15 protein-coding genes and 1 tRNA gene are annotated in these 20244 nt (G+C 69.8%); 13 read left to right on the plus strand and 3 right to left on the minus strand.

Going from position 1 to position 20244, the window contains the following annotated elements:
* The first annotated feature begins 73 nt into the window (after positions 1 to 73).
* The 3 genes from WC326_00555 (at position 74) to WC326_00565 (ending at position 4532) form a co-directional block, all read left to right on the plus strand.
* Positions 74 to 1234 carry an FIST N-terminal domain-containing protein gene (locus WC326_00555; GenBank protein ID MFA7329539.1) on the plus strand — a complete coding sequence of 387 codons (1161 nt, stop codon included), beginning with the start codon at positions 74 to 76 and terminating at the stop codon, positions 1232 to 1234.
* A 2-nt stretch (positions 1235 to 1236) separates the two neighbouring features.
* Entirely contained in the window at positions 1237 to 3225 is a 1989-nt protein-coding gene (locus WC326_00560) for an ATP-binding protein (protein ID MFA7329540.1), read from the plus strand.
* Between the two features lie 125 nt (positions 3226 to 3350).
* Positions 3351 to 4532, plus strand: a complete 1182-nt coding sequence (locus tag WC326_00565) for a PLP-dependent aspartate aminotransferase family protein (protein MFA7329541.1) — start codon at positions 3351 to 3353, stop codon at positions 4530 to 4532.
* Between the two features lie 241 nt (positions 4533 to 4773).
* Here WC326_00565 and WC326_00570 read toward each other — a convergent pair.
* Positions 4774 to 4846: transfer RNA gene (locus WC326_00570), tRNA-Asn, on the minus strand.
* 196 nt (positions 4847 to 5042) lie between these two features.
* Here WC326_00570 and WC326_00575 point away from each other — a divergent pair.
* The gene (locus WC326_00575; GenBank protein ID MFA7329542.1) at positions 5043 to 6278 is read left to right on the plus strand and encodes an asparaginase domain-containing protein; all 1236 of its coding nucleotides are present in this window, start codon (positions 5043 to 5045) and stop codon (positions 6276 to 6278) included.
* 171 nt (positions 6279 to 6449) lie between these two features.
* Here WC326_00575 and WC326_00580 read toward each other — a convergent pair whose 3' ends face one another.
* Entirely contained in the window at positions 6450 to 8129 is a 1680-nt protein-coding gene (locus tag WC326_00580; protein ID MFA7329543.1) for an endonuclease/exonuclease/phosphatase family protein, read from the minus strand.
* Positions 8130 to 8272: 143 nt separating this feature from the next.
* On the opposite strand from WC326_00580, the gene WC326_00585 reads away from it, so the two are divergent.
* The 5 genes from WC326_00585 (at position 8273) to trpS (ending at position 13001) form a co-directional block, all read left to right on the plus strand.
* The gene (locus WC326_00585) at positions 8273 to 9205 is read left to right on the plus strand and encodes an ABC transporter ATP-binding protein (protein MFA7329544.1); all 933 of its coding nucleotides are present in this window, start codon (positions 8273 to 8275) and stop codon (positions 9203 to 9205) included.
* A complete protein-coding gene (locus WC326_00590) occupies positions 9199 to 10038 on the plus strand; it encodes a hypothetical protein (protein ID MFA7329545.1) in 840 nt (279 codons plus the stop codon). The genes WC326_00585 and WC326_00590 overlap by 7 nt, the downstream gene beginning before the upstream one ends.
* Positions 10035 to 10730 carry a hypothetical protein gene (locus WC326_00595; GenBank protein ID MFA7329546.1) on the plus strand — a complete coding sequence of 232 codons (696 nt, stop codon included), beginning with the start codon at positions 10035 to 10037 and terminating at the stop codon, positions 10728 to 10730. Before WC326_00590 ends, WC326_00595 begins: the two co-directional genes overlap by 4 nt.
* 1 nt (position 10731) lies before the next feature.
* The gene (locus WC326_00600; GenBank protein ID MFA7329547.1) at positions 10732 to 11904 is read left to right on the plus strand and encodes an iron-containing alcohol dehydrogenase; all 1173 of its coding nucleotides are present in this window, start codon (positions 10732 to 10734) and stop codon (positions 11902 to 11904) included.
* 71 nt (positions 11905 to 11975) lie between these two features.
* The gene (trpS, locus tag WC326_00605; GenBank protein ID MFA7329548.1) at positions 11976 to 13001 is read left to right on the plus strand and encodes a tryptophan--tRNA ligase; all 1026 of its coding nucleotides are present in this window, start codon (positions 11976 to 11978) and stop codon (positions 12999 to 13001) included.
* A 126-nt stretch (positions 13002 to 13127) separates the two neighbouring features.
* Here trpS and WC326_00610 read toward each other — a convergent pair whose 3' ends face one another.
* Positions 13128 to 13706 carry a TetR/AcrR family transcriptional regulator gene (locus WC326_00610; GenBank protein MFA7329549.1) on the minus strand — a complete coding sequence of 193 codons (579 nt, stop codon included), beginning with the start codon at positions 13704 to 13706 and terminating at the stop codon, positions 13128 to 13130.
* A 448-nt stretch (positions 13707 to 14154) separates the two neighbouring features.
* Between WC326_00610 and WC326_00615 the strand changes: the two genes are divergently transcribed.
* From WC326_00615 to WC326_00630, 4 genes are read left to right on the plus strand one after another with little or no spacing between them, the layout of a single operon-like run.
* On the plus strand, positions 14155 to 15345 hold the full coding sequence (locus tag WC326_00615) for an NAD(P)/FAD-dependent oxidoreductase (protein MFA7329550.1): 1191 nt from the start codon (positions 14155 to 14157) through the stop codon (positions 15343 to 15345).
* Between the two features lie 24 nt (positions 15346 to 15369).
* Positions 15370 to 16971: an MraY family glycosyltransferase gene (locus tag WC326_00620; GenBank protein MFA7329551.1), complete on the plus strand. Its 1602-nt coding sequence runs from the start codon at positions 15370 to 15372 to the stop codon at positions 16969 to 16971.
* The gene (locus WC326_00625; GenBank protein ID MFA7329552.1) at positions 16968 to 18332 is read left to right on the plus strand and encodes a hypothetical protein; all 1365 of its coding nucleotides are present in this window, start codon (positions 16968 to 16970) and stop codon (positions 18330 to 18332) included. Before WC326_00620 ends, WC326_00625 begins: the two co-directional genes overlap by 4 nt.
* Positions 18332 to 19933 carry an O-antigen ligase family protein gene (locus WC326_00630; protein MFA7329553.1) on the plus strand — a complete coding sequence of 534 codons (1602 nt, stop codon included), beginning with the start codon at positions 18332 to 18334 and terminating at the stop codon, positions 19931 to 19933. The genes WC326_00625 and WC326_00630 overlap by 1 nt, the downstream gene beginning before the upstream one ends.
* The last annotated feature ends 311 nt before the right edge of the window (positions 19934 to 20244 follow it).

Below are 20244 nucleotides of genomic sequence, written 5' to 3' on the forward strand. Positions count from 1 at the left end.
CCGCGTCCACTCCAGCAGTCCACCAGGTACAGCCAGCGCTCCAGGATCGGGCCGAGGATCGGGAGGATCGTCCATGCGCTACCATTCCGCCACCACCGTCAATCCGGATCCCTATCGGGCCGGCATGCAGATCGGCGACGACCTGCGCGAGCTGCGGCCCGAGGTGATCCTGATCTTCGCCTCCATCACCTACGATCCCGATTTCTCCGAATTCTTCACCGGACTGCAGGACGCCCTGGAGGGGCAGACGCCACTGATTGTCGGCGGCACCGGGGACGGCATCTACGGCACCGGCCTGGCGGCGGATTACGGCGTCAGCGCCCTAGGCCTGCAGTCGGACGGCGCGGTGGAGTGGTCCGCCGCCTGTTGCACGGGCGTGGGCGCCGATTCCCTGGCCACCAGCCGGGCGGCCGCCCGGGCCGCCGCCCGGGAACTGGACGGCGACCCCGATTTCTGCTTCGTGCTGGCGGATGGCGCGCGCGCCGACGGCACGGCCGTGGTGGAGGGCCTGTTCGGCGCCCTGGGCATCCCGGTCTTCGGCGGCCTGAGCGGCGACGATCGGCAGTTCACGCGCAGCCGCATCTTTCACCAGGGCCGCGAGTGCGAGGATGCCGTGGTCGTGCTGCTGGGGCGCGGCCCCCTGCCCTTCCTGCTCAATGCGGGCAGCGGCTGGACGCCGCGCGGGGAGTCCGGCGTGGTGGAGGAGGCGGAGGCCCGCACCCTGCGGCGCATCTCCGGCCAGAGCACGGCGGAGTTCATGACCCGCCAGGTGGGCAAGACGGTGGGCCAATCGGACATCGGCGTGATGCCGCTGGCCTTCTTCTCCGCCGAGCAGGCCGGGCACTTCTTTCTGCGCTCCGCCTCCCACCTGAACGAGGAGGAGGGCTCCACGATCATGTTCGGCAGCCTGCCGCCCGGGGCCCGCGTGCAGGTCTGCGCCGCCACGCGCGAGGAGGTGCTGGCCGGCGTGCGCGAGACGGTGGAGGGCCTGCTGCCCCTGCCGCCGGGTTTCGAGGTCGGGGCCGCCGTGTTGATCAGCTGCGCCGGGCGCAAATGGTTCCTGGAGGACAAGGGCGCCCTTGAGCTGGAGGTGTTCCAAGCCGCCCTGGGCCGCAGCGTGCCGCTGGTGGGCATCCCGTCCTTCGGCGAGATCGGCCCCTTCCGCGAGGGAGGCGCCTACACCCCGCCCTGCTTCCACAACGTCACCTTCGTGGTTTGTCTGTTGGGGCGCTGAGCATGGACGCCCCGCTGTTCAGCCTCGTGGAGCCGGTGCCGCCGGGATTCACGCCCTGTTACACCTTCAGCCAGCGCGATTTCCGCGCCCGGCCCTTCGCCCTGTTTGCGGCCAGCCTGTCCCAGGGCGAAGCCTTTCTGGGCGACCTGCTCCCCAAACTCTGCGGCATTCTGGTCACGGCGGGCGAGGGGGAGCCGCTCTGGGAGCACGGCCATCCGCTCCTCTACCACCTGCGAGTGCCCGCCGGGCTGCTGCCGCAGCTCGCCCAGACGGTCCGGCCAACCCTGCATCTGCTGGGTCAACTGCGCGACCGCGCGGACGCCCAGACTCTGCTCCAGCTGGAACTGAACCGGGCCCTGGAAAGCCGCAACCGGATGGCCGCCGAGTTCGACGGCATCCGCAGCGGACTGGTGCGGGAGATCGACGAGCGTCGCCGGGCCCTGCGGCGGCTGGAGGAATCCGAGCAGCGCCTGCAGTCCATCTACGACGCTTCGCCGGACGGGATCCTGGTGGCCGACGTGGAGAGCCTGCGCTTCGTGACGGCCAATGCGCGCATGTGCCAGATGCTGGACCGCAGCCCGGAGGAGGTCGCCGCATTGGCCGTGCCGGACATCCATCCCCCCGACGTGCTCACGCACATGCTCCACACCTTCACCCGGCAAGCCGAGGGAGTGGACATGACGGCCACGGACGTGCCCCTGCTGCGCAGGGACGGCACGCAGCTGTTCACCGACGTGAACGCGCAGCCCGTGACGCTGGGTGACAAGGTCCACCTGGTCGGGCTGTTCCGTGACGCCACGGAGCGGCGGCGGCTGGAGCAGGAGCACAACCAGTTGCAGGAACGCCTCCTGCAGTCGCAAAAGATGGAATCCATCGGCCGGCTGGCGGGCGGTGTGGCCCACGACTTCAACAACATGCTGGGCGTCATCGTGGGCTACACGGACCTGCTCCTGCGCAGCGTGCCGGCCGGCGCGCCCCACCACCTGGAGCTGCAAGAGATCCACAACGCCGCCCAGCGCTCGGCGGACCTGACCCGGCAGCTGCTGGCCTTCGCCCGCAAGCAGCCCATCCTGCCCCGCGTGCTGGATCTGGCCGAGACCGTGGGCGGACTGCTGGGCATCCTGCAGCGCCTGATCGGCGAGCACATCCAGCTGGAGTGGCGGGCGGACAGCCAGCTCTGGCCCGTGCGGATGGATTCCAGCCAGGTGGACCAGATCCTGACCAACCTCTGCGTGAACGCGCGCGACGCCATCGCCGGCGGCGGCCGCATCGAGCTGGACGCGGTCAACCTGAGCCTGACGGCCGCCCAGTGCGCGGGCTGGGCCGACGCGCAACCCGGCGAGTTTGTCCGGCTCTGCGTGCGGGACACGGGCCAGGGCATGCCGGCCGAGGTGCTGGAGCACGTCTTCGAGCCCTTCTTCACCACCAAAGGGCTGGGCCAGGGCACGGGGCTGGGGCTGGCCACGGTCTACGGCATCGTGCGCCAGAACCATGGTTTCGTCCGCGTGGAGAGCGCCCCGGGCCAGGGCACTTGCGTGGCCGTCTACCTGCCGCGGCACGTGGGCGAGGCCGACCGGACGACGGCGGCGCCGGCGGCCCCGCCCGAACCCCGCCGTGAGGAAATCGTGCTGCTGGTGGAAGACGAACCGCGCCTGCTGGCGCTCTGCCAGCGGCTGCTCAGCGGCATGGGCTACCACGTGCTGGCCGCCGATTGTCCGGCCACGGCCCTGCAACTGGCCGCGGATTTGAACGGGCGGCTGGGTCTGCTGGTCACTGACGTGATCATGCCGGGCATGAACGGGCGCGATCTGGCCGCGCAGCTGCGCGAGCGGCACCCCGGCTTGCGCTGCCTGTTCATGTCGGGCTACACGGCGGACATCCTCGACGGCCCGGACGGTCCCCCGCCCGGCCACTTCCTTCAGAAACCCTTCAGCCTGAAGGATCTGGCCGGCGCCGTGCGCCAAGTCCTCACCGAAGCGATCCCGGCCTGAGCGCGCCCCGTCCGGACCGCCCCGCCCGTCCGCCGGCAGCGGTGGTACATTGAACCCGTCACCAAGGTTGGTCCGGTCGCGGAGTTCGTTGCCGCGGTCGTCGCAATAGAAAGGCAAGCAGCAGCATGAAAACGAAGGCCGGCGGGTTCAACACCACCCTGGTTCATGGCGGCAAGGTCGACGACCAGTATGGCAGCGCCATCACGCCCATCTACCAGACCTCGACCTTTTCCTTCCAGAGCGCCCAGCAGGGCGCCGACCTCTTCGCCCGGAAGGAAGAAGGCTACATCTACACGCGCATCGGCAATCCCACCATCGCGGCGCTGGAACACTGCGTGGCGGAACTCGAGGGTGGCTGCGGGGCCGTGGCCACCAGCTCGGGCATGGGGGCTGTGGCCCTGACCTGCCTGGCGCTGCTGAACCAGGGCGAACACGTGCTCAGCACGGCCTCCGTCTACGGACCCTCGCGCATCCTCATGGAAAAGCACCTCGTGCGCTTCGGCGTGGAATCCAGCTTCGTGGACTGCTCCGATCTGGCGGCCGTCCGCCGGGCCCTGCGGCCCACCACGCGCCTGATCTACGTGGAGACGCCCTCCAACCCCATGATGCAGGTCACGGATCTGGTCGCCATGGCCGAGCTGGCGCACGCCCACGGCGCGCGGCTGGCCGTGGACAGCACCTTCGCCTCGCCCTATCTGCAGCAGCCGCTGCGGCTGGGCGCCGACGTAGTGCTGCACTCCGTCACCAAATTCATCAACGGCCACGCCGACGTGGTGGGCGGCATCGTCAGCGCCGGCACGCCGGAACTGGAGCGGCGCCTGCGCGACATGATGACCCTGCTCGGCTGCAACATGGATCCGCACCAGGCCTACCTCGTGCACCGCGGGCTCAAGACCCTCGCCCTGCGGATGTCCCGCGCCCAGCTCGGGGCGGCGCGCATCGCGGCCTGGCTGGAGGCGCGGCCGGAGATCGCCTGGGTGCGCTACATCGGCCTGCCCTCGCACCCCCAGCACGAGCTGGCCAAGCGCCAAATGAGCGGCTTCGGTGCCATGATCAGTTTCGAGATGAAAGGCGGACTGGAAGCCGGCCGCCGCTTGATGGACCACGTGGAGCTGATGCTGCTTGCCGTCTCCCTGGGCGGCGTGGAGACGCTGATCGAGCACCCGGCTTCCATGACCCACGCCGGCGTGTCACGCGAAGAGCGTGCGGCGGCCGGGATCACCGAGGGGCTGGTGCGACTCTCCGTGGGCATCGAGGAGCCCGAGGATCTACTGGCAGACCTGGAGCAGGCCCTGCAGCACGTGTAACCGCTCGCTACCTCATCACAGAGGCACAGAGACGCAGAGCCGTTGATGGATGAGGAATCGGCGCGCGGGCCAGCGAGCCAAGTCCGTCGCTGTGTCTCTGAGTCTCTGTGGCGAGTTTCCAAGAGAAGCCGGCGCCCTTCCGCTTCCCCCGCGGAGGGGCGTCTTCGTTTGGTGAGAAAACAGGGAGTAGTCGGGGCAAAAAGAAAGGGTTCCGTTGTGGCGGAACCCTTTGCTGCTCAAACTCCTGAGGAGGGACTTGAACCCCCAACCTAGTGGTTAACAGCCACCCGCTCTACCGATTGAGCTACTCAGGAATTGGACCCCAAGAGTAACAGCCGTCGATTGGAAAGTCAAGCCGTGCCACGGAGGGGAGGCGGCCGCGGGCGCATTTTTCCCGGGACTCCTGCGGGGGTGGGCGACGGCGGTCCCGTTCGGGTGGCCGGCCCACCGGCGCTGACCGGCCCGCGCGGGCCTTGGGCTTCGTACCTTGGGGCGTCAACCGGAGGCCCCATGGAGCGCGGCATTCTCATCACCCACGGCACGGACACGCTGGCCTGGACCCTGCCTTTCCTGCGCTACGCCCTGAAGGAACTGGACTGCAACGTCTGTCTGACCGGCAGCCAGGTGCCCATGGAGCACGCCTTCGCCCACTCCGACGGCTTCCAGAACATCCACGGGGCCGTGCGCTTCCTGTCCATGCTGGAGCCGCCCACCCTCTTCGCCGTCTTCAACAACGGCACCCAGGCCTTCGCCGACAGCCTGGCCAAGGTGGAGCGCTGGCGCGGCAGCGCGTTCATCGGCAACCCCATCGCGACCATGGAGTGGGACGAGATCCAGCACCGGGCCGGCGACGCGCGCCTGCGCGAACCCGTGCTGCTGGACGAGCTGCACCTGATCACCACGGGCGGCACCATCGACAGCGAACCCGCCGACGAGACCGGCCTGGCGCCGCGGGTCGGGCGCAGCGTGGTGGAGGACTTCCTGCGCATGGCCATGCCCGACGCCTTCCGCGAGGTCCACGTGCACCGGGTCTGCCGGGTGGACTCGGCGGAGATGACCCGGCCCCTGATGGAGGCCATCGCGCGCCAGGTCTGGCGCTGCGCCACGGGCCGCCCGGACGTGGACCCCGGCCCGGCGGAGGGGCTGGACCTGAGTTTCTCGGCGGGCGTGCGCCTGCTCTACTGCGATCCGTTCCGCAGCGCGCGCGAATACTGCGAAGCCGTCGAGGCCAGCCGCGCCGTGATCCTGGCGGGCTACGGCGGCGGCAACGCCTGCGCGGATCCGCTGCTGCCCGAGAACGCGCTGGAGGCCCTTCGCCTGGCCCGCGAACAGGGCAAGCCCTTCATCCTCTCCAGCCAGGTGCCCATCGGACCGGCGGACTTCGTCTACGAGACCGGCGCGCGCTTCATCCGCGAGGGGGCGATCTCGGGCGTGGACCACAGCCTGCCCGAGTGCCAGGTGCGCGTGATGTACCTGCTGGGGCACGAGCTGGAGCTGATGCGGATGGCCGGCCAGCTGGGCTGTCGCACGGACACGCTCTTCGAGATGCTCTTCCTCTCGGGCATGAAGTTCCGCAACCAGGCCTCGCGCCTCAATTACCAGCGCGTGACCGCCGGCCGCGTGCCGCTGCTCAAACCGGATCTGCTGGTGGGTCACGCCTTCCAGGCCATCGAGGAGCAGGTGCGGCGCCTGCTGGGGGACGACGCCCGCCGCCTGGGGCGGGAACTCGATCCCCGGCGGGGCTGATCTCTCGCTTGGGAGACTTCACCACAGAGACACAGAGACACAGAGACAGAGACTGGAGAGGGTGGATCCGGAACCTGGATTGTTCTTGACCCTACCCAATTCTCAAATCAATCCGTGCCTCTGTGTCTCTGTGCCTCTGTGGTGAGATGCGAGTCGTGATACAAGCGGCCGTCAGTTGAGCGCGCTCACCCGGTAGAGCCGCTGATCCGCGCCGGCGGGCGCGGCCAGCAGCCACTCCAGTCCGCCCGTGTTGCCCACCAGGGTCCAGGCGGCTCCCAGCGCGCCGCGCTGCTCCACGCGGTAGGAAGCGGCGCCGGGCACGGCCGCCCAGCTCAGGCGCAGCGTGCCGTCTCCCTGGCGTTCGATGCCCAGGTCGGGCGTTTCCAGGTTCGCCGGCGGGAGCCGGAAATCCCCCCAGACCGCGAAGTGGTCGCTGGCCGTCCAGGCGTCACCGGCCTGCAGGCCCCAAGCGCCCAGCTGTTCGCCACTCAAGAAAGGCGTGGCCACGACGCCCGCGCGCAGATTCTCGAGCACACTGTCCGTGTAGAACAGCTGGTCCAGCCGGCCCGGGGAGTAGGTGGAGCCGTTGTCCCACCAGGTGGCGGACTCGGGCAGGCCGGGGAAGAGCGGCGTCAGGTCGGCCAATGCGCTGCCGTCCCAGTCCGGCGGGCTGTCCGGGCCGTAGGTGGCGTTGTCCACGATGTCCCCCGTGGTCAGGGTGACGTACTGCTGGCGCTCGCCCACCAGGTTGAAGTCGCCCGCCAGCACCATGGGCGTGCCGGCGCGCAGCGTGATGGCCCCGCCCGGGTTGCGCGCGTTGTGCAGGAACTGGATCAGCCCGTCGGCCTCATCCTGGCGCTGGGCGTCCGCCGAGCAGCAGCGCAGGTGGTTGGCGATGAACAGCAGGCTGTCCCCCAGCACGGCGCTCACGTCGATCAGGGCGGCCGTCTCGCGATAGCCGCTCTGCACCAGCCAGGATTGGCGGATGGGATAACGCGCGGCGATGATGTTGCCCGAATCGAGCTTGATCGCCGTCCAGGGCCCCAACTCGGGCACCAGTTGCCCCAGCCGGGTCTGCAGCTGGGCCGCGCTCTGGTCCCAGATCTCCTCAAAGGAGATGACATCCGGTGCCAGGGCCGTCAGGATGCGGTCGTAGGCGGCCGTGGTGGCCGCGGCCGTGTTGAAGATGTTGCCGAAGAGCACGTTCCAGGCGGCGATGCGCAGGCTGCCGTCGCCGGGCCGCAGGGGAGAGATCACGGGCAGGGCCGGCAGGCTGCCCGCCCCCAGCCGCACGGTGGCGGAACCCGTGCCGGGCAGGCGATCGCCGCCCGGCGTGTAGAAGACCACGCGCAGGGAGTCCGTGGGGAAGAGCAGGTGGCTGCCGTCCGGCCGGGCGTCCAGATCCAGGCGGATCTCGAAGTCGCTCTGGCTCCAGGCCGGCAGGGCGCGCAGGGCCAGGTCGTCGTGATGCACCGTGGTGGAGGTGGCCCCGCTGCGGAAGACGCCGCTCTTGCTGTTGAAGGTCCAGACCAGCTCGGCCCCCAGGCCCTCGGTGGGCGTGCCCGTGGCCGGATTGCAGTCTGTGTCCAGCACCATCTTCAGCGCGTAGTCTTCCTGCAGCAGAAACTCTGTCCCGCAGAGCAGGCGGAGGCTGATGGAGCTCTCGTCGCGCGCGGCCTGCAGGCCCAGCAGGTCCGGCGTGCCGTCCCCGGCGGGGTCCGCGCAGAGCTCGGGCCAGCCGGTCCATTCGCTCGTGAACCCGTCGTGGATGGTGCGCAGCCAGTCGGCGCGGGCCGCGCGGAGCGGCAGGAGCAGGGCTCCCGCCATAAGGAGAAGGGTGGGTGTGTTCATGCGGGAGTGTGGCACTTCCAAAGCTGAAAACCCGCCAGGCAAAGCTGAAATTCGTCGATGCACGGGGGTCGGCGGCTGACGGCCGGCGGCTGCTGGAGCCTCGCCTGCGCATGTCATACGTTGATCGCAAAGGAGGAATCGCCGTGGGGTCGCAATCCGAGGTGGTGCTGGACGTGCGCGGACTGGGCAAGAGCTACGGTCGGCGCCGGGTGCTGGACGCGCTGGACTTCCGCCTGCACGCCGGCGAAGTGCTGGGCTTCCTGGGGCCCAACGGCGCCGGCAAGAGCACGACCCTGCGGATCCTCACCAGCCTGGTGCGGCCGGACGAGGGCGGGTTCCAGCTGCTGGGCGAGCGCTTCCCCGGCGGCCGGCGCCGCGCCTTCCTCGAGGTGGGCGCCCTGATCGAGCGCGCCGATCTCTATCCCCAGCTCAGCGCCCGGCGCAACCTGCGCATGCTGGGCCGCCTGCAGGGCATGGACGATCCGGCCCGGGTGGAGGAGGTCCTCCAGCTGGTGGGGCTGGCCCGCCGGGCCGACGAACCCGTCCGCGTGTTTTCCCAGGGCATGAAGCAGCGGCTGGGGCTGGCCCAGGCCATCCTGCACCGGCCGCGCGTGCTGCTGCTGGACGAGCCCATGACGGGGCTGGATCCCGGCGGCATGCGCCGGATGCGCGACTGGATCCGCCACCTGGCCCACGACCAGGGCATGGCCGTGCTGTTCTCCAGCCACCTGCTGCCCGAGGTGGAGCAGCTGGCGGACCGGCTGCTGGTGCTGCACCGCGGTCGCAAAGTGGCCGAGGGCGCCCCGGGCGACCTGTTCGAGCAGGCCGGCGGCCGGCGCTGGGAATTGGTCTGCGACCAGCCGGCGCGGGCGGCCGAGCTGTTGCGGCCCTGGCTGGAGGAGGGCCGGGTGGTGGAAGAGCACGGCGCGCGGCTGAGTTTCCGGGCGGCGGGCCTGCCGGCGGAGCGCGTGCTGGCGGAGCTGGCGCGGGCGGACATCGGCTTGCGCGAATTCCGCTCGCTGGACTCCCTCGAGGACCTGCTGCTGGCCGTGGCCGGCGAGGAGGAGCTGTGTTGACGCTGATCAGCGCCGAACTGGGCAAGACCCTGCGCCTCTGGCGGACGGGGATCGGCTACGCGGCCCTCGTGGTGGTGATTCCCCTGGTGCTCTGGGGGCTGGCCGCCGGCGGCCAGCAGCTCAGCCGGGAGTTCACCCGCGGCCTGGAGGAGCAGTTCTTCGTGGTGGGCGAGGTGATCAACGGCCACACGGCGGCGGTCATGGTGATGAACTTCCTCTGGGTGCACGTTCCCTTCCTGATCACCCTGGTGGCCGGCGACATTCTCTCCGGCGAGGCCGTGCGCGGCACCTGGCGCGTCTGGCTCACGCGTCGGCCGGGCCGCCTGCGCGTGGTGGTCGCCAAATACGTGGTGGCCCAGCTCTACGCCCTGAGCCTGGTGCTGCTCCTGGCCCTGCTCTCGGTGGGGCTGGGCCGCTGGTGGCTGGGGAGTGGCGACGTGCTGCTGGTGGGCGCCGACGGCATCACGCTGCTGGGGGAGGAACTGGCCCTGCCACGGCTGGCCCTGGCCTACGCCTGCGCCGGCGCGGCCATGGTTTCGGTGGCGGCCCTGGCCTTCTGGGTGGGCACGCTGGTGGAACATCCCATCGGGCCCATCGTGGGCAGCATGGCCATTCTCATCGTCCTGCTGGCCGTCTCCAACATCCCGCTGGACCTGTTCGACGACCTGCGGCCCTGGCTCTTCACCTCGCACTTCGACATCTGGAGCCTGGCGCTGGAGGACCCCCTGCCCTGGGCGGCCATTCGCCGGAGCCTGGCCGTGCTGGGCACCTGGACCGGCCTGTTCAGCGGGGCCGCGCTCTGGACTTTCCTGCGAAAGGACATCCTCTCGTGAATCGACTTCTCCGCCGCGGACGCGCGTCCTGGTTCTTCGCACTGCTGCTTTTCCTGTTGCTGGGCGCCCAGCTGGCCCAGTCCGCCGCCCGGCCCGATCCCGTCGCCCGGCTCATCGCCCGGATGAAGCGCCAGCAGGCCGCGGCGCCCTCCTGGACGGCCCGGATCACGGTGGACATCGAACTGCCGGGGTTGCGCGTCAAGGGCAAGAAGGTGGACCTGCGCTTCACGGCGCCGGACAGTTTCGCCTTCGAGTCGCGGGGCTTCGCCCTGCTGCCGCGGCGGGCTTTCATGTGGACGGCGGACAGCCTGTTCGCCGGCCTCTCCGAACCGCGGCTGGCCCCCGCCCGGCGGGGCGATCCCACCGGCAGCGTGCGCGTCGAGGGCGTCTTCCGCGAGGAGGGGCTGCTGGCGCGGATGGAGTACCGGCTGGACACCCTGCGCTGGGTGGTGACGCGGGTCTCCACTTGGCACGATACCTTGGAGGCCGTGCGGCTGGACACCGACTGGCTGCAGGCCGCCCGCGGGGTCTGGCTGCCGGCGGCCGTCCACGTGCGCATGGCTTTTTCGCCCGAGGCCCAGCGCTTCTACGAACGCATGCGCGGCACCCTGCGCCGGCGGGAGACGCCGCGCGAGGGCCAGGGCACCATCACCCTCACCTTTGACCAACACAAACTGGGCGGGAGGCCCTGAGATGCAACCCTTCATGTTCCACAATCCCACCCGGATCGAGTTCGGCGCCGGGGCCGCGGACAAGGTCGGCCCGGCCTGCGCCGGTCTGGGACGCACGGCCCTGTTGCTGGCCGGCCAGGGCAGCGCGCGACGCAGTGGACTGCTGGAGCGGGTGCGAAGCTCGCTGGAGGCCGCCGGCCTGCGCGTCGTGCTGCACGAGGGCGTGCGCCCCAACCCCGTGCTCAGCCACGTGCGGGCGGGCATTGAATTGGCCCGTGCCGAGGGCGTCGAGCTGGTGGTGGCCGTGGGCGGCGGCAGCGTGCTGGACAGCGCCAAGGCTGTGGCGGCAGGTGCCTGCGCCGGGCACGACGTCTGGGACTTCTTCTGCGGCCAGGCCCAGGTGCAGGCCGCCCTGCCCCTGGTGGCCGTGCTGACCCTGGCCGCCACGGGCAGCGAGATGAACGGCGGCGGCGTGGTCACCCGCGAGGAAACCCGGGAGAAGCTGCCCTTCTCGTCGCCGCACTGCTTCCCGCGGGTCAGCCTGCTGGACCCCGCCCTGACCCTCGACGTGCCCGCCGACCAGACGGCCAACGGCCTGGCCGACGCCTTCGCCCACCTGCTGGAACCCTACCTGAGCGGCACGGATCCACGTCCCGTGGTCCAGCTGGAGCTGAAGGAGGCGCTGTTCCGCTGCCTGCTGGACAGCGGCGCGCGCCTGCGCGCGGATCTGCGCGACCTCGAGGCCCGGGCGGACATGATGTGGACGGCCACCCTGGCCCTGAACGGCGTCACCAGCGTGGGAATCGGCGCCACCCTCTGGCCCCTGCACCTGATCGAGCACAGCGTTTCCGCGCTGACGGACATCGCCCACGGCGCGGGGCTATCCGCGCTGACCCCCGGCTGGCTGCGCTGGCGCCTGGAGCAGGTGGACGCCGAGACGATCCAGTCCCGGGTCACCCGGCTGGGCGAGCGCGTGTTCGGCCTGACGGGGGGCGGACCCGCCGCGACCATCGGCGCCCTGGAGTCCTGGTACCGCTCCGTGGGCGCCCCGGCCAGCCTGACGGAGGCCGGCGTGGATCCGGCGCTCCACCCCGCCATCGCAGCCAACGCCGCGCGCACGGCCCGCGCCTGGGGCATGGCCCTGTACTCGGAGCCGGCGCTGGTCGAGATCCTGCGGCGCGCCGCCGGAGCCTGAGGAGCGGGCGGCGGCAACCGCCGACCAGGCCCTGACCCCAACCGGATGACAACTGGGAGAAAGGACAATCTGTGGCAACTGAGACGACTGGCGAAGCCCGCCGCCCGGTGATCCTCTCGGGCATCCAGCCCAGCGGAAAACTGATGTTCGGCAATTACCTGGGCGCCATGCGCAACTGGGTGCGCATGCAGGAGGACCACGACTGCTTCTACATGCTGGTGGACCTGCACGCCATCACGGTCTGGCAGAAACCCGCGGACCTGCGGCGCAACACGCTGGAGTCGCTGGCCCTCTATCTGGCGGCGGGCATCGACCCGGAGCGCCACACGGTCTTCATCCAGAGCCACGTGCCCGAGCACTCGGAGCTGGCCTGGATCCTCAACTGCATCGCCCCGCTGGGCCAGCTGCAGCGCATGACCCAGTTCAAGGACAAGTCCCTCAAACACGAGAAGAACTTGAACGCGGGCTTGCTCAACTATCCCGTGCTGATGGCCGCGGACATCCTGCTCTACAACGCCGACAAGGTGCCCGTGGGCGAAGATCAGAAGCAGCACCTGGAGCTGGCCCGCGACCTGGCCGGGCGCTTCAACCATCTCTACAGCGAGACCTTCACGCTGCCCGAGCCCTGGATCCCGCCGCGCTCCGAGGGCGCGCGGGTCATGAGCCTGCAGGAGCCCACGGCCAAGATGTCCAAGTCGGACACCGACCCCAACGGCGTGCTCTTCCTGCTGGATCCGCCGGCGGAGATCAGGGCCAAGATCCGTCGCGCGGTGACGGATTCCGGCGACAGCATCAGCTATGATCCCGAGGGCCGCCCGGGCGTGAGCAATCTGATGACGCTGTTCAAGGCGGTCACGGGGGAGGAGTTTGCCAGCCTGGAGCAGCGCTTCGCGGGCAAGGGCTACGGCGCCTTCAAAGAGGAGTTGGGCGAGGCTCTGGTGGCCTACCTGAGTCCCATCCAGCAGCGCACGCGCGAACTGCTGGGCGACAAGGCGCAGCTCGAGGCGCTGCTCAAACAGGGCGCGGAAAAGGCCCGCTGGCGGGCCCGCCGCATGTTGGACAAGGTCCAGCGCAAGGTGGGTTTCCTCCCGCGCTGAGCGCGCCTGCCGCGCTGAGGGCCCTTGTCGCGCCGGGCGCACACTCCACAAACTGGCAAGTCAACAGGGGCCGTAAGGCCCCTTTCTCATGTGTGTGGGATCTGAGCGGCGGGTCCCGGACGGGTCTCAGCCCGCCGTGGTCAGCGAGCGCAGCAGGAGCAGGATCTGGCTGTGGGCAGCGTCCCGGGAGAACGGGCACTTGGGGTCGGCCCACTGGTGGATGAGCTGGCGCACGGCGCCGAAGACCAGGTAGCGCTGAATGCGCGGGTCCATCCCGGGCTTGAGGCCGGCGTCGTGCAGGGTTTGCTCCAGCAGATCCATGAAGCGCTGGAACAGGTCCGACAGGTCGCCTTCCCACTTGTGCATCCAGAAGCTTTGTTCGTTGACGAACACGCGGGCCAGGTTGCTGTCCGCGCTGAAGCGGTCGAAGACCGCGTCCACCATGCGCTCCAGCCGCTCAGCGGAAGGGATCTCCTCCTGGGCGGCCAGTTCGTTCAGGGCCGCCAGGATGCGGCTCCACATGTCGCGAAAGATGGAGTGGAGCAGGTCCTCCTTGCTCTCGAAGTAATTGTACACGCTGCCCGTGGCCACGCCAGCCACCCGGGCGATCCGCGCCACCTTGGCCTCGGCGAAACCCTGGTCCGCGAAGACCTGTACCGCCGCCTGCAGGATGGCGCTGTGCTTGTCTCCGGTCTTCTGTCGCATGGGATCTCCCTCACCGCTCGGCGCAATGTTTTGATTCAGCGCGGATGGATCAAGTTCGCGGCTCCTAAGATTGCGTTCCAGAGCTTGACAGGGAAGCCCAATTCGGAAAGAAATCCCATTGCTTGAAGGGTCGCCGGAACGGAAAATTCTGTCTACCCGCACATCCATGCGCATACGGGGATCTATTTGGTTTCCCCCGAGTGCCCCGGGTGGGTGGGGGGTGGCGGGAGGGAAAACTCGGCAGAATCACGAAACGGAACAGCCTGTGTCCAGCCACCAGGACACCCGCGCCCCACCGCTGCTTGAGTCCGACCCGCTGTCCAGTTCCGCCGACCCCACCCCGAACGGCGCCAATCTGCGCCCTCCACCCGCGCGCGTCGGCCCGGTCGCTTCCCGGCGGCGCGACGGCGTGCTACCTTCAGTCGGCAAGCCAAGCAGGTGGGCGGACATGGACTTCGATATCATCGTCATCGGTGCCGGCGCCGTGGGCCTGGCCCTGGCCGCGGAGCTGGCCCCGACGGGCGAGCTGCTGCTTCTCGAGCGCGAGGACCACTGGGGCCGGGGCATTTCCAGCCGCAACTCCGAGGTCGTGCACGGTGGCATCTACTACGCGCCGGGCAGCCTGAAGGCTCGCCTGTGCGTGGCGGGCCGGCGGCGCATCGAGGCCTGGGCGGCGGAGGGCCGCTTCGCCTACCGCCCCGTGGGCAAGTTCATCGTGGCCACGACGGATGACGAGCGGCCTGAGCTGACGGCCTTGCTGGAGACGGGTCGGGCCAACGGCGTGGAGGGTCTGCGCGCCGTGTCGCTGGACGAGCTACGGGAGGCGGAGCCCGCGGTCCAGGCGGTGGCCGCGCTCTGGAGTCCCTCGACGGGCATCCTGGACAGCCACGGCTTCCTGCGCTTCCTCTGGGAGCGGGCCCAGGCCGGCGGCGCCCAGCTGGCGCTGCGTTCGCGTGTGGTGGGACTGGCCCCCGTCCCCGGCGGTTGGGAAGTGGAGGTGGAGGAGGGTCCGCCGCCCGACGGCTGGGAGGACCCGCCCGGCCCGCTGCCCCGCCGGACGCCCGCCGCCGGACCGCGCCAGACCGTCAGCGCCCGGCTGGTGCTGAACGCCGCCGGCCTGCAGGCCGACCAGATCGCCGCCCTGGCCGGCGTGGACGTGGAAGGCCAGGGCCTGCGCCAACATTGGAGTCGCGGCGAGTACTTTGCGCCTCGGCCGGGTGCCGGCCCGCCGCTGCGGCACCTGGTCTACCCCGTCCCGCCCCGCGCGGGCGAGGGGCATCTGGGGATCCACGTCACCGTCGATCTGGCCGGCGCCGTGCGCTTCGGCCCTTCCGCCGCCTGGCCGGATCCCCCGGAGAGCCGGCGCGAGGACTACCGGCAGGATCTGAGCCTGCGTGACGAGTTCGCCCGCGGCCTGGCCCGGTACCTGCCGGGGGTGAGGGCCGCGGACCTGGAGCCGGCCGGGGTGGGCCTGCGTCCGCGCCTGCGCCCGGCCCGCGACTTCGTCATCCGCGCGGAAAGCGGGCCGGGACTGGAGGGCCTTGTTACCTTGTTGGGGCTGGAGTCGCCGGGGCTGACCAGCGCGCCGGCCATCGCCACCCACGTGGCGGGCCTGCTCCGGGAGCGCCTGGGGGCCTGAAGACGAGCACGGGATGGAGGAAGCGTGACCTATTTGCTCGTCAGCGTCTTCGCGCTGAGCCTGATGATCCTGCTCATGCCCCTGCTGCAACGGCTGGCCCTGCACATCGGCGCCGTCGACCTGCCCGGCGCCCGCAAGGTCCACACCGTCCCCGTGCCGCGCATCGGCGGCGTGCTCATCGTCTTCACCTTTCTGCTGACCTCGCTGATCTTCATCCCCCTGACCCGGGAAGTCCGCTCCATCCTGGCCGGGTCCATGGTCATCGCGGCCATGGGGCTGACCGACGACCTGCTGGGGCTGGGGGCCTGGACCAAGTTCATCCTGCAGTGGCTCACCGCCGGGCTCTTTTTGGCCATCGCCCAACCCGAGATCAGCCTGCCCCTGCTCGGCCAGAACCCCTGGCTCGGCTGGCCCGCGGCCGCCTTCATGATGGTCCTCCTGATCAACGCTATCAACTTGCAGGATGGACTGGACGGTCTGGCCGGCGGCCTGGTGGTCATCGGCGGCCTCTCCATGGGCATGTACCTGATCCACGGCGGGGAGTGGATGACCGTGGCCGTGCTCACCGCCCTGATCGCCAGCGTGGTGGGCTTCCTGCGTGTCAACACCTGGCCGGCCACCATTTTCATGGGAGACACAGGCTCCTACCTGCTGGGCTTCGTGCTGGCCGCCGTGTTCCTGCTCAATCTCAAAGGCGGACGGCTGCCGCTCTGGACGGGTCTCTGTTTCTTCGCCATTCCCCTGCTGGACACGCTGCAGGTGCTGATCCGCCGCCTGCTGCGCGGCCAATCGCCCTTCCAGGCGGACCGTGGCCACCTGCACCACGCGCTGGTGGGCCTCGGGCTGCGCCACGACAGCACGGTCTACCTGGAGTACATGCTGGCCAGTTTCATGGGGCTCGTGCCCATGCTTGTGCTCAGTCCGCTCAAGCTGCGCTGGCTGGGCGTGGGCTTGATCCTCCAACTGCTGGGCATCTTCCTGATTCGCCGGCTGCTGGAGCGGCGCGGCAAGGCCATGCTGAGCGCCGCGGACCCCGGCTTCGCCCGCCCGCTGCCCCGTCGTCTGCTGACCGGGCTGGCCCTGACGGCCATCCTGGTCCTGTTCGGGCTGGAGCTCTGCCTGGTGAAGGGCGTGTCGCTCAAGTACGGCATCCTGCCCGCGGCCCTCAGCCTGGGCTACGCGCTCTGGTCCTGGCTGCGCCTGCGCTTCGCGCGCCAGTCGCGCATCTCCATCACCGTGACCCTGATCGTGGCCACGCACTTCTTCATCCTGCACCAGAACGGCTTCGGCATCTATTCGCTGGACCAGCCCCTGGCCCGGGCCTGGCTGGGCCTTGGTCTGGTCCTGACCTTGATCAGCGTCCTGCTGTTCCTGCTCTACTTCCGGCGAATCGTCTTGATCACCAATCCGATTGAGTATTTCCTGGTCTTCGGCGCCATCCTGCTCTTCTTCCTTCCCGTGGAGCTGAAGGCCACGTTCTCCACGGATCTGCTGGGCGTGGAGATGCTTTCCTTCTTCCTGTTCTACCAGGTGTTCTCCAGTCTGATTCCCCAGCAGGAGAACCACCTGCACGCCCTGGCGGTGGGCTCGCTCGTGTTGCTGCTGCTGGTGGGCGTGCTGCGATGAGGGGCGGCCGCCTGCTCCTCTGGACGACGGGGCTCCTGCTGGCCGGCCGCCTGCCGGCGATGGACCTGCTCCTGCCCGGCGATCCCTTTCGCGACACCGTGCGCCTGCGGCTGGCGGAGGCCGGGGTGGACGCGCTGACCCAGCCGGTCCCGGCGGACACGGCCGTGCTGGAACTGCGCGCCGGGTTGGCCGCGCCCGGGCTCTGGCTGGAGGGGGGCGGAGAGTGGAGACTGGCCCGGCAGCTCTGGGCCCGCCTCTGGGTCATGGGCGGCAGCGACGAGGACGGCGAGAGCCTGCTGGGGACGCACACGCGGCGCGGCGGCTGGACCGGGCGCGTGGCCCACGCCACCCTGAGCTGGGAGCAGGAGAACCTGCAACTCGAGTGGGGGCGCCGCAGCCTGGCCGCCGGGCAGGACCGCATCAGCGAGTTGGGCTGGCCCGTGCACGTGCCGCCGGTGGACATGTTCCGCCTGCGCCTGCACACGCGCGACGAACACCTGAGCCTGGAGCTGGACGGCGCCCAACTGGGCTCCACGGAGGATCGCGAGCTGCGCCGCTGGTATGCCCGGCACCGGGTGGTCTGGCGCCCGGCGGGCTCGCGCCGCCTGACCCTTACCTGCGGCGACCAGGTCATCTTCACGGGAATCCAGCGCGGCTTCGACTGGAGCTTCCTCAATCCGCTGGTGCCCTTCTTCCTGGAGAACTTCGAAGGCTACTCGGAGGTCGAGCACGAGCAGGACGCGGACCAGGACAACAGCTCGCTCTTCGCCACCTGGGACGGTTGGCTGCCGCTGGGCGAGCGCACGCGCCTGGGCAGCTACGGCGAGCTGCTGGTGGACGAGTTCCAGATCGATGGAGCGGATCGCCGGAACCTCGACGACGCGCTGGGCCTGACCCTGGGCTTCGACCTGCGCCGCCGGCTGACGGCGGACGGCGTGCTGCGCCTGCGCTGGGAGGGCAGCGCGCTCTCGCATTGGACCTACGTGCACCGCGGGCTGGAGACGAGCTTCCTGGAGAAGGGCCACGTGATCGGCAACGAAGAGGGCGGGGATCTCCACGAGCAGCACGTCCAGCTGCAGTGGATCAAGGCCGGCGGCCGGCAGGGCCTGCTCTCCCTCACCGTCGGCCGCCTGGTCAAAGGCGCCATCACACCCACAACCGAGTGGGCGGCGGAGGACACCAAGGACGCCGACTGGCCGCTGCCTGCCGTCACGCGCAGCTGGGTCTACTCGGCCTCGGGCCAGCTGCGCCTGGGACCGGCCCTGGCCCTGGCGCTGGCCGCCACGCGCCGCACCGCGGAGCCGGGCTGGACCGTGCAGGGCCGGCTGGGCTGGACGCTGCAACTCAACGGAGCGAAGTGATGGGCCGCGTGTTGTCGATCCTCCTGCTCGCGGGCGGGCTGCTGCTGGCCATGGCGCTGGGCCTGCCCCTGTTGATCCGCCTCTCCGAGTACCTGCTGACCGGGGAGGAGAAGGTCTACGCCCTGGTCCCCCTGCTGGGGGCCCTGGGCATGGCCGTCTACGTGCTGTTCCTGCTGGCCCGCAACCGGCACCGCACCCTGTTCTACGTCTTCATCGTCTCCCTGCCGTTGATCAGCACCCTGCACCGCCGCGTGGAACTGGACGTGCTGGGAATGGAATTCTACATCGAGACCCTGTTGGCGCTGCTGCTCTGTGTCTACCTGTGGCACGCGCGCCGGATCCGCGGCTACCGGGAGTCCACCCTCTTCACCCTCGTCCTGCTGAGTTTCCTGGGCGCGCTGATCTCGGCCCTGGTCAACCGGACCCTCAACCTGCCCGTGGCCTGGTCCCTGGTCCAGGAGATCCTGCTGCCCTTCAGCCTGCTGATCATGACCTGGAGCGTGATCCGCGACCGCCGCGACCTGGACGCGCTGCTCCACGCCCTGTTGTATTCGCTGCTCGCCTTCGCCGTGCTCTCCCTGGCCTGGGTCTTCGTGCTGGACCAGACCATCGGGCTGGACGTGGGCGAGGTCCTCTCGGCCCAGACCCGCCTGAGCGGCGGCGTGCGGCGCTTCCTGGTGGGGGCGGGCTTCGTCAATTCGGAGGTGGGGAACCGGATCTTCCTGCTGCTGATGCCCGTGGCCGTGGTGCTGATCCACGGCCGGGCCTTCCGGCGCGACAACCTGCTCTACTACTCGATCATCCTGCTCTCGACCTACTTCATCATCGCCACGGAGCACCGCGCGGCCCTGCTGGGGGCGGCCCTGGTCTTCCTGATCTTCCTGGTGTTCCGCCGCACGCGCAACGTGAAGCTCTGGATGAAGCTCGCCGTGCTGTTCATCGCCGTGTTCTTCCTGCACAACAACATCGTGGAGTACCTGAACCGGCGCATTCTGCTGGACGAATCGATCATGATCGACGGGTCGGCCCAGAAGCGCTTCGTCATGTGGAGCTTCGCCCTGGACCTGTTCAAGGAGCGGCCGCTGTTCGGCATCGGGCCGCTGCAGTACCTGCCCGCGGCCATGCACACGCGGGCCCAGGCCATCACGCCGCACAACTACTACGTCACTACCCTGGCCGAGCAGGGGCTGGTGGGGCTGGCGGCTTATCTGGGAATCGTGGGCACGATCTTCGCGCGCGGCCTGCGCAATGCCCGGCGCTTGCTGGATCCGGCCATGCGGCGGCTGAATTTCGGCCTGCTGGCGGGGGTCTTCTACTACCAGTTCGTGCTGTTCTTCGGCGGCGGGCGCCTGACGCACAACAACTCGATCTACATCCACAGCCTGTTCTGGGTGGTGGTGGCCGTGCTCTGGATCCTGCCGCGCCTGCAGGAAGTGGAGGCCCGGGACGCGGCCGCCCTCAGAGGGCCCGCAGCCGCTCCGCCAGCCGGCGAACGTGCGTGGAGCGCGCCACCCGCTCCAGGGCCTGGCGGCGGATCTCCCGCGGGTCCAGCGCCCGGACGGCCGGCCAGTCCACCCCTCGTCGCGGATCAGGGTCGATGAGCAGGCCCAGCCCATTTTCAGCCACCCAGGCGGAGTAATCCCCCACCCCCGGACTGATCAGCAGGGGCAGACCGCAGAGCAGGAACTCCGCCGCCTTGGTGGGGGAAGCCGCCTCGTTCAGCGGGTGGGCCGCACGCAGCAGCAGGCCCGCGTCCCCGGCGCAGAGCCAGGACTGCATGCTCCAGTGGTCCACGCTGCGATGGTGCGCGCGGCCCGCGGGCAGCTGCGCGACCAGGGCCTGCGCTTGTTCGGTGTCGGGGCTGAGCAGCAGGACGTGGAGCCCGGCCTGGGCCGGCAACTGGGCCTGCAGG

The sequence above is a fragment of the Candidatus Delongbacteria bacterium genome (assembly GCA_041675285.1).
Lineage (GTDB): Bacteria > CAIWAD01 > CAIWAD01 > CAIWAD01 > CAIWAD01 > CAIWAD01.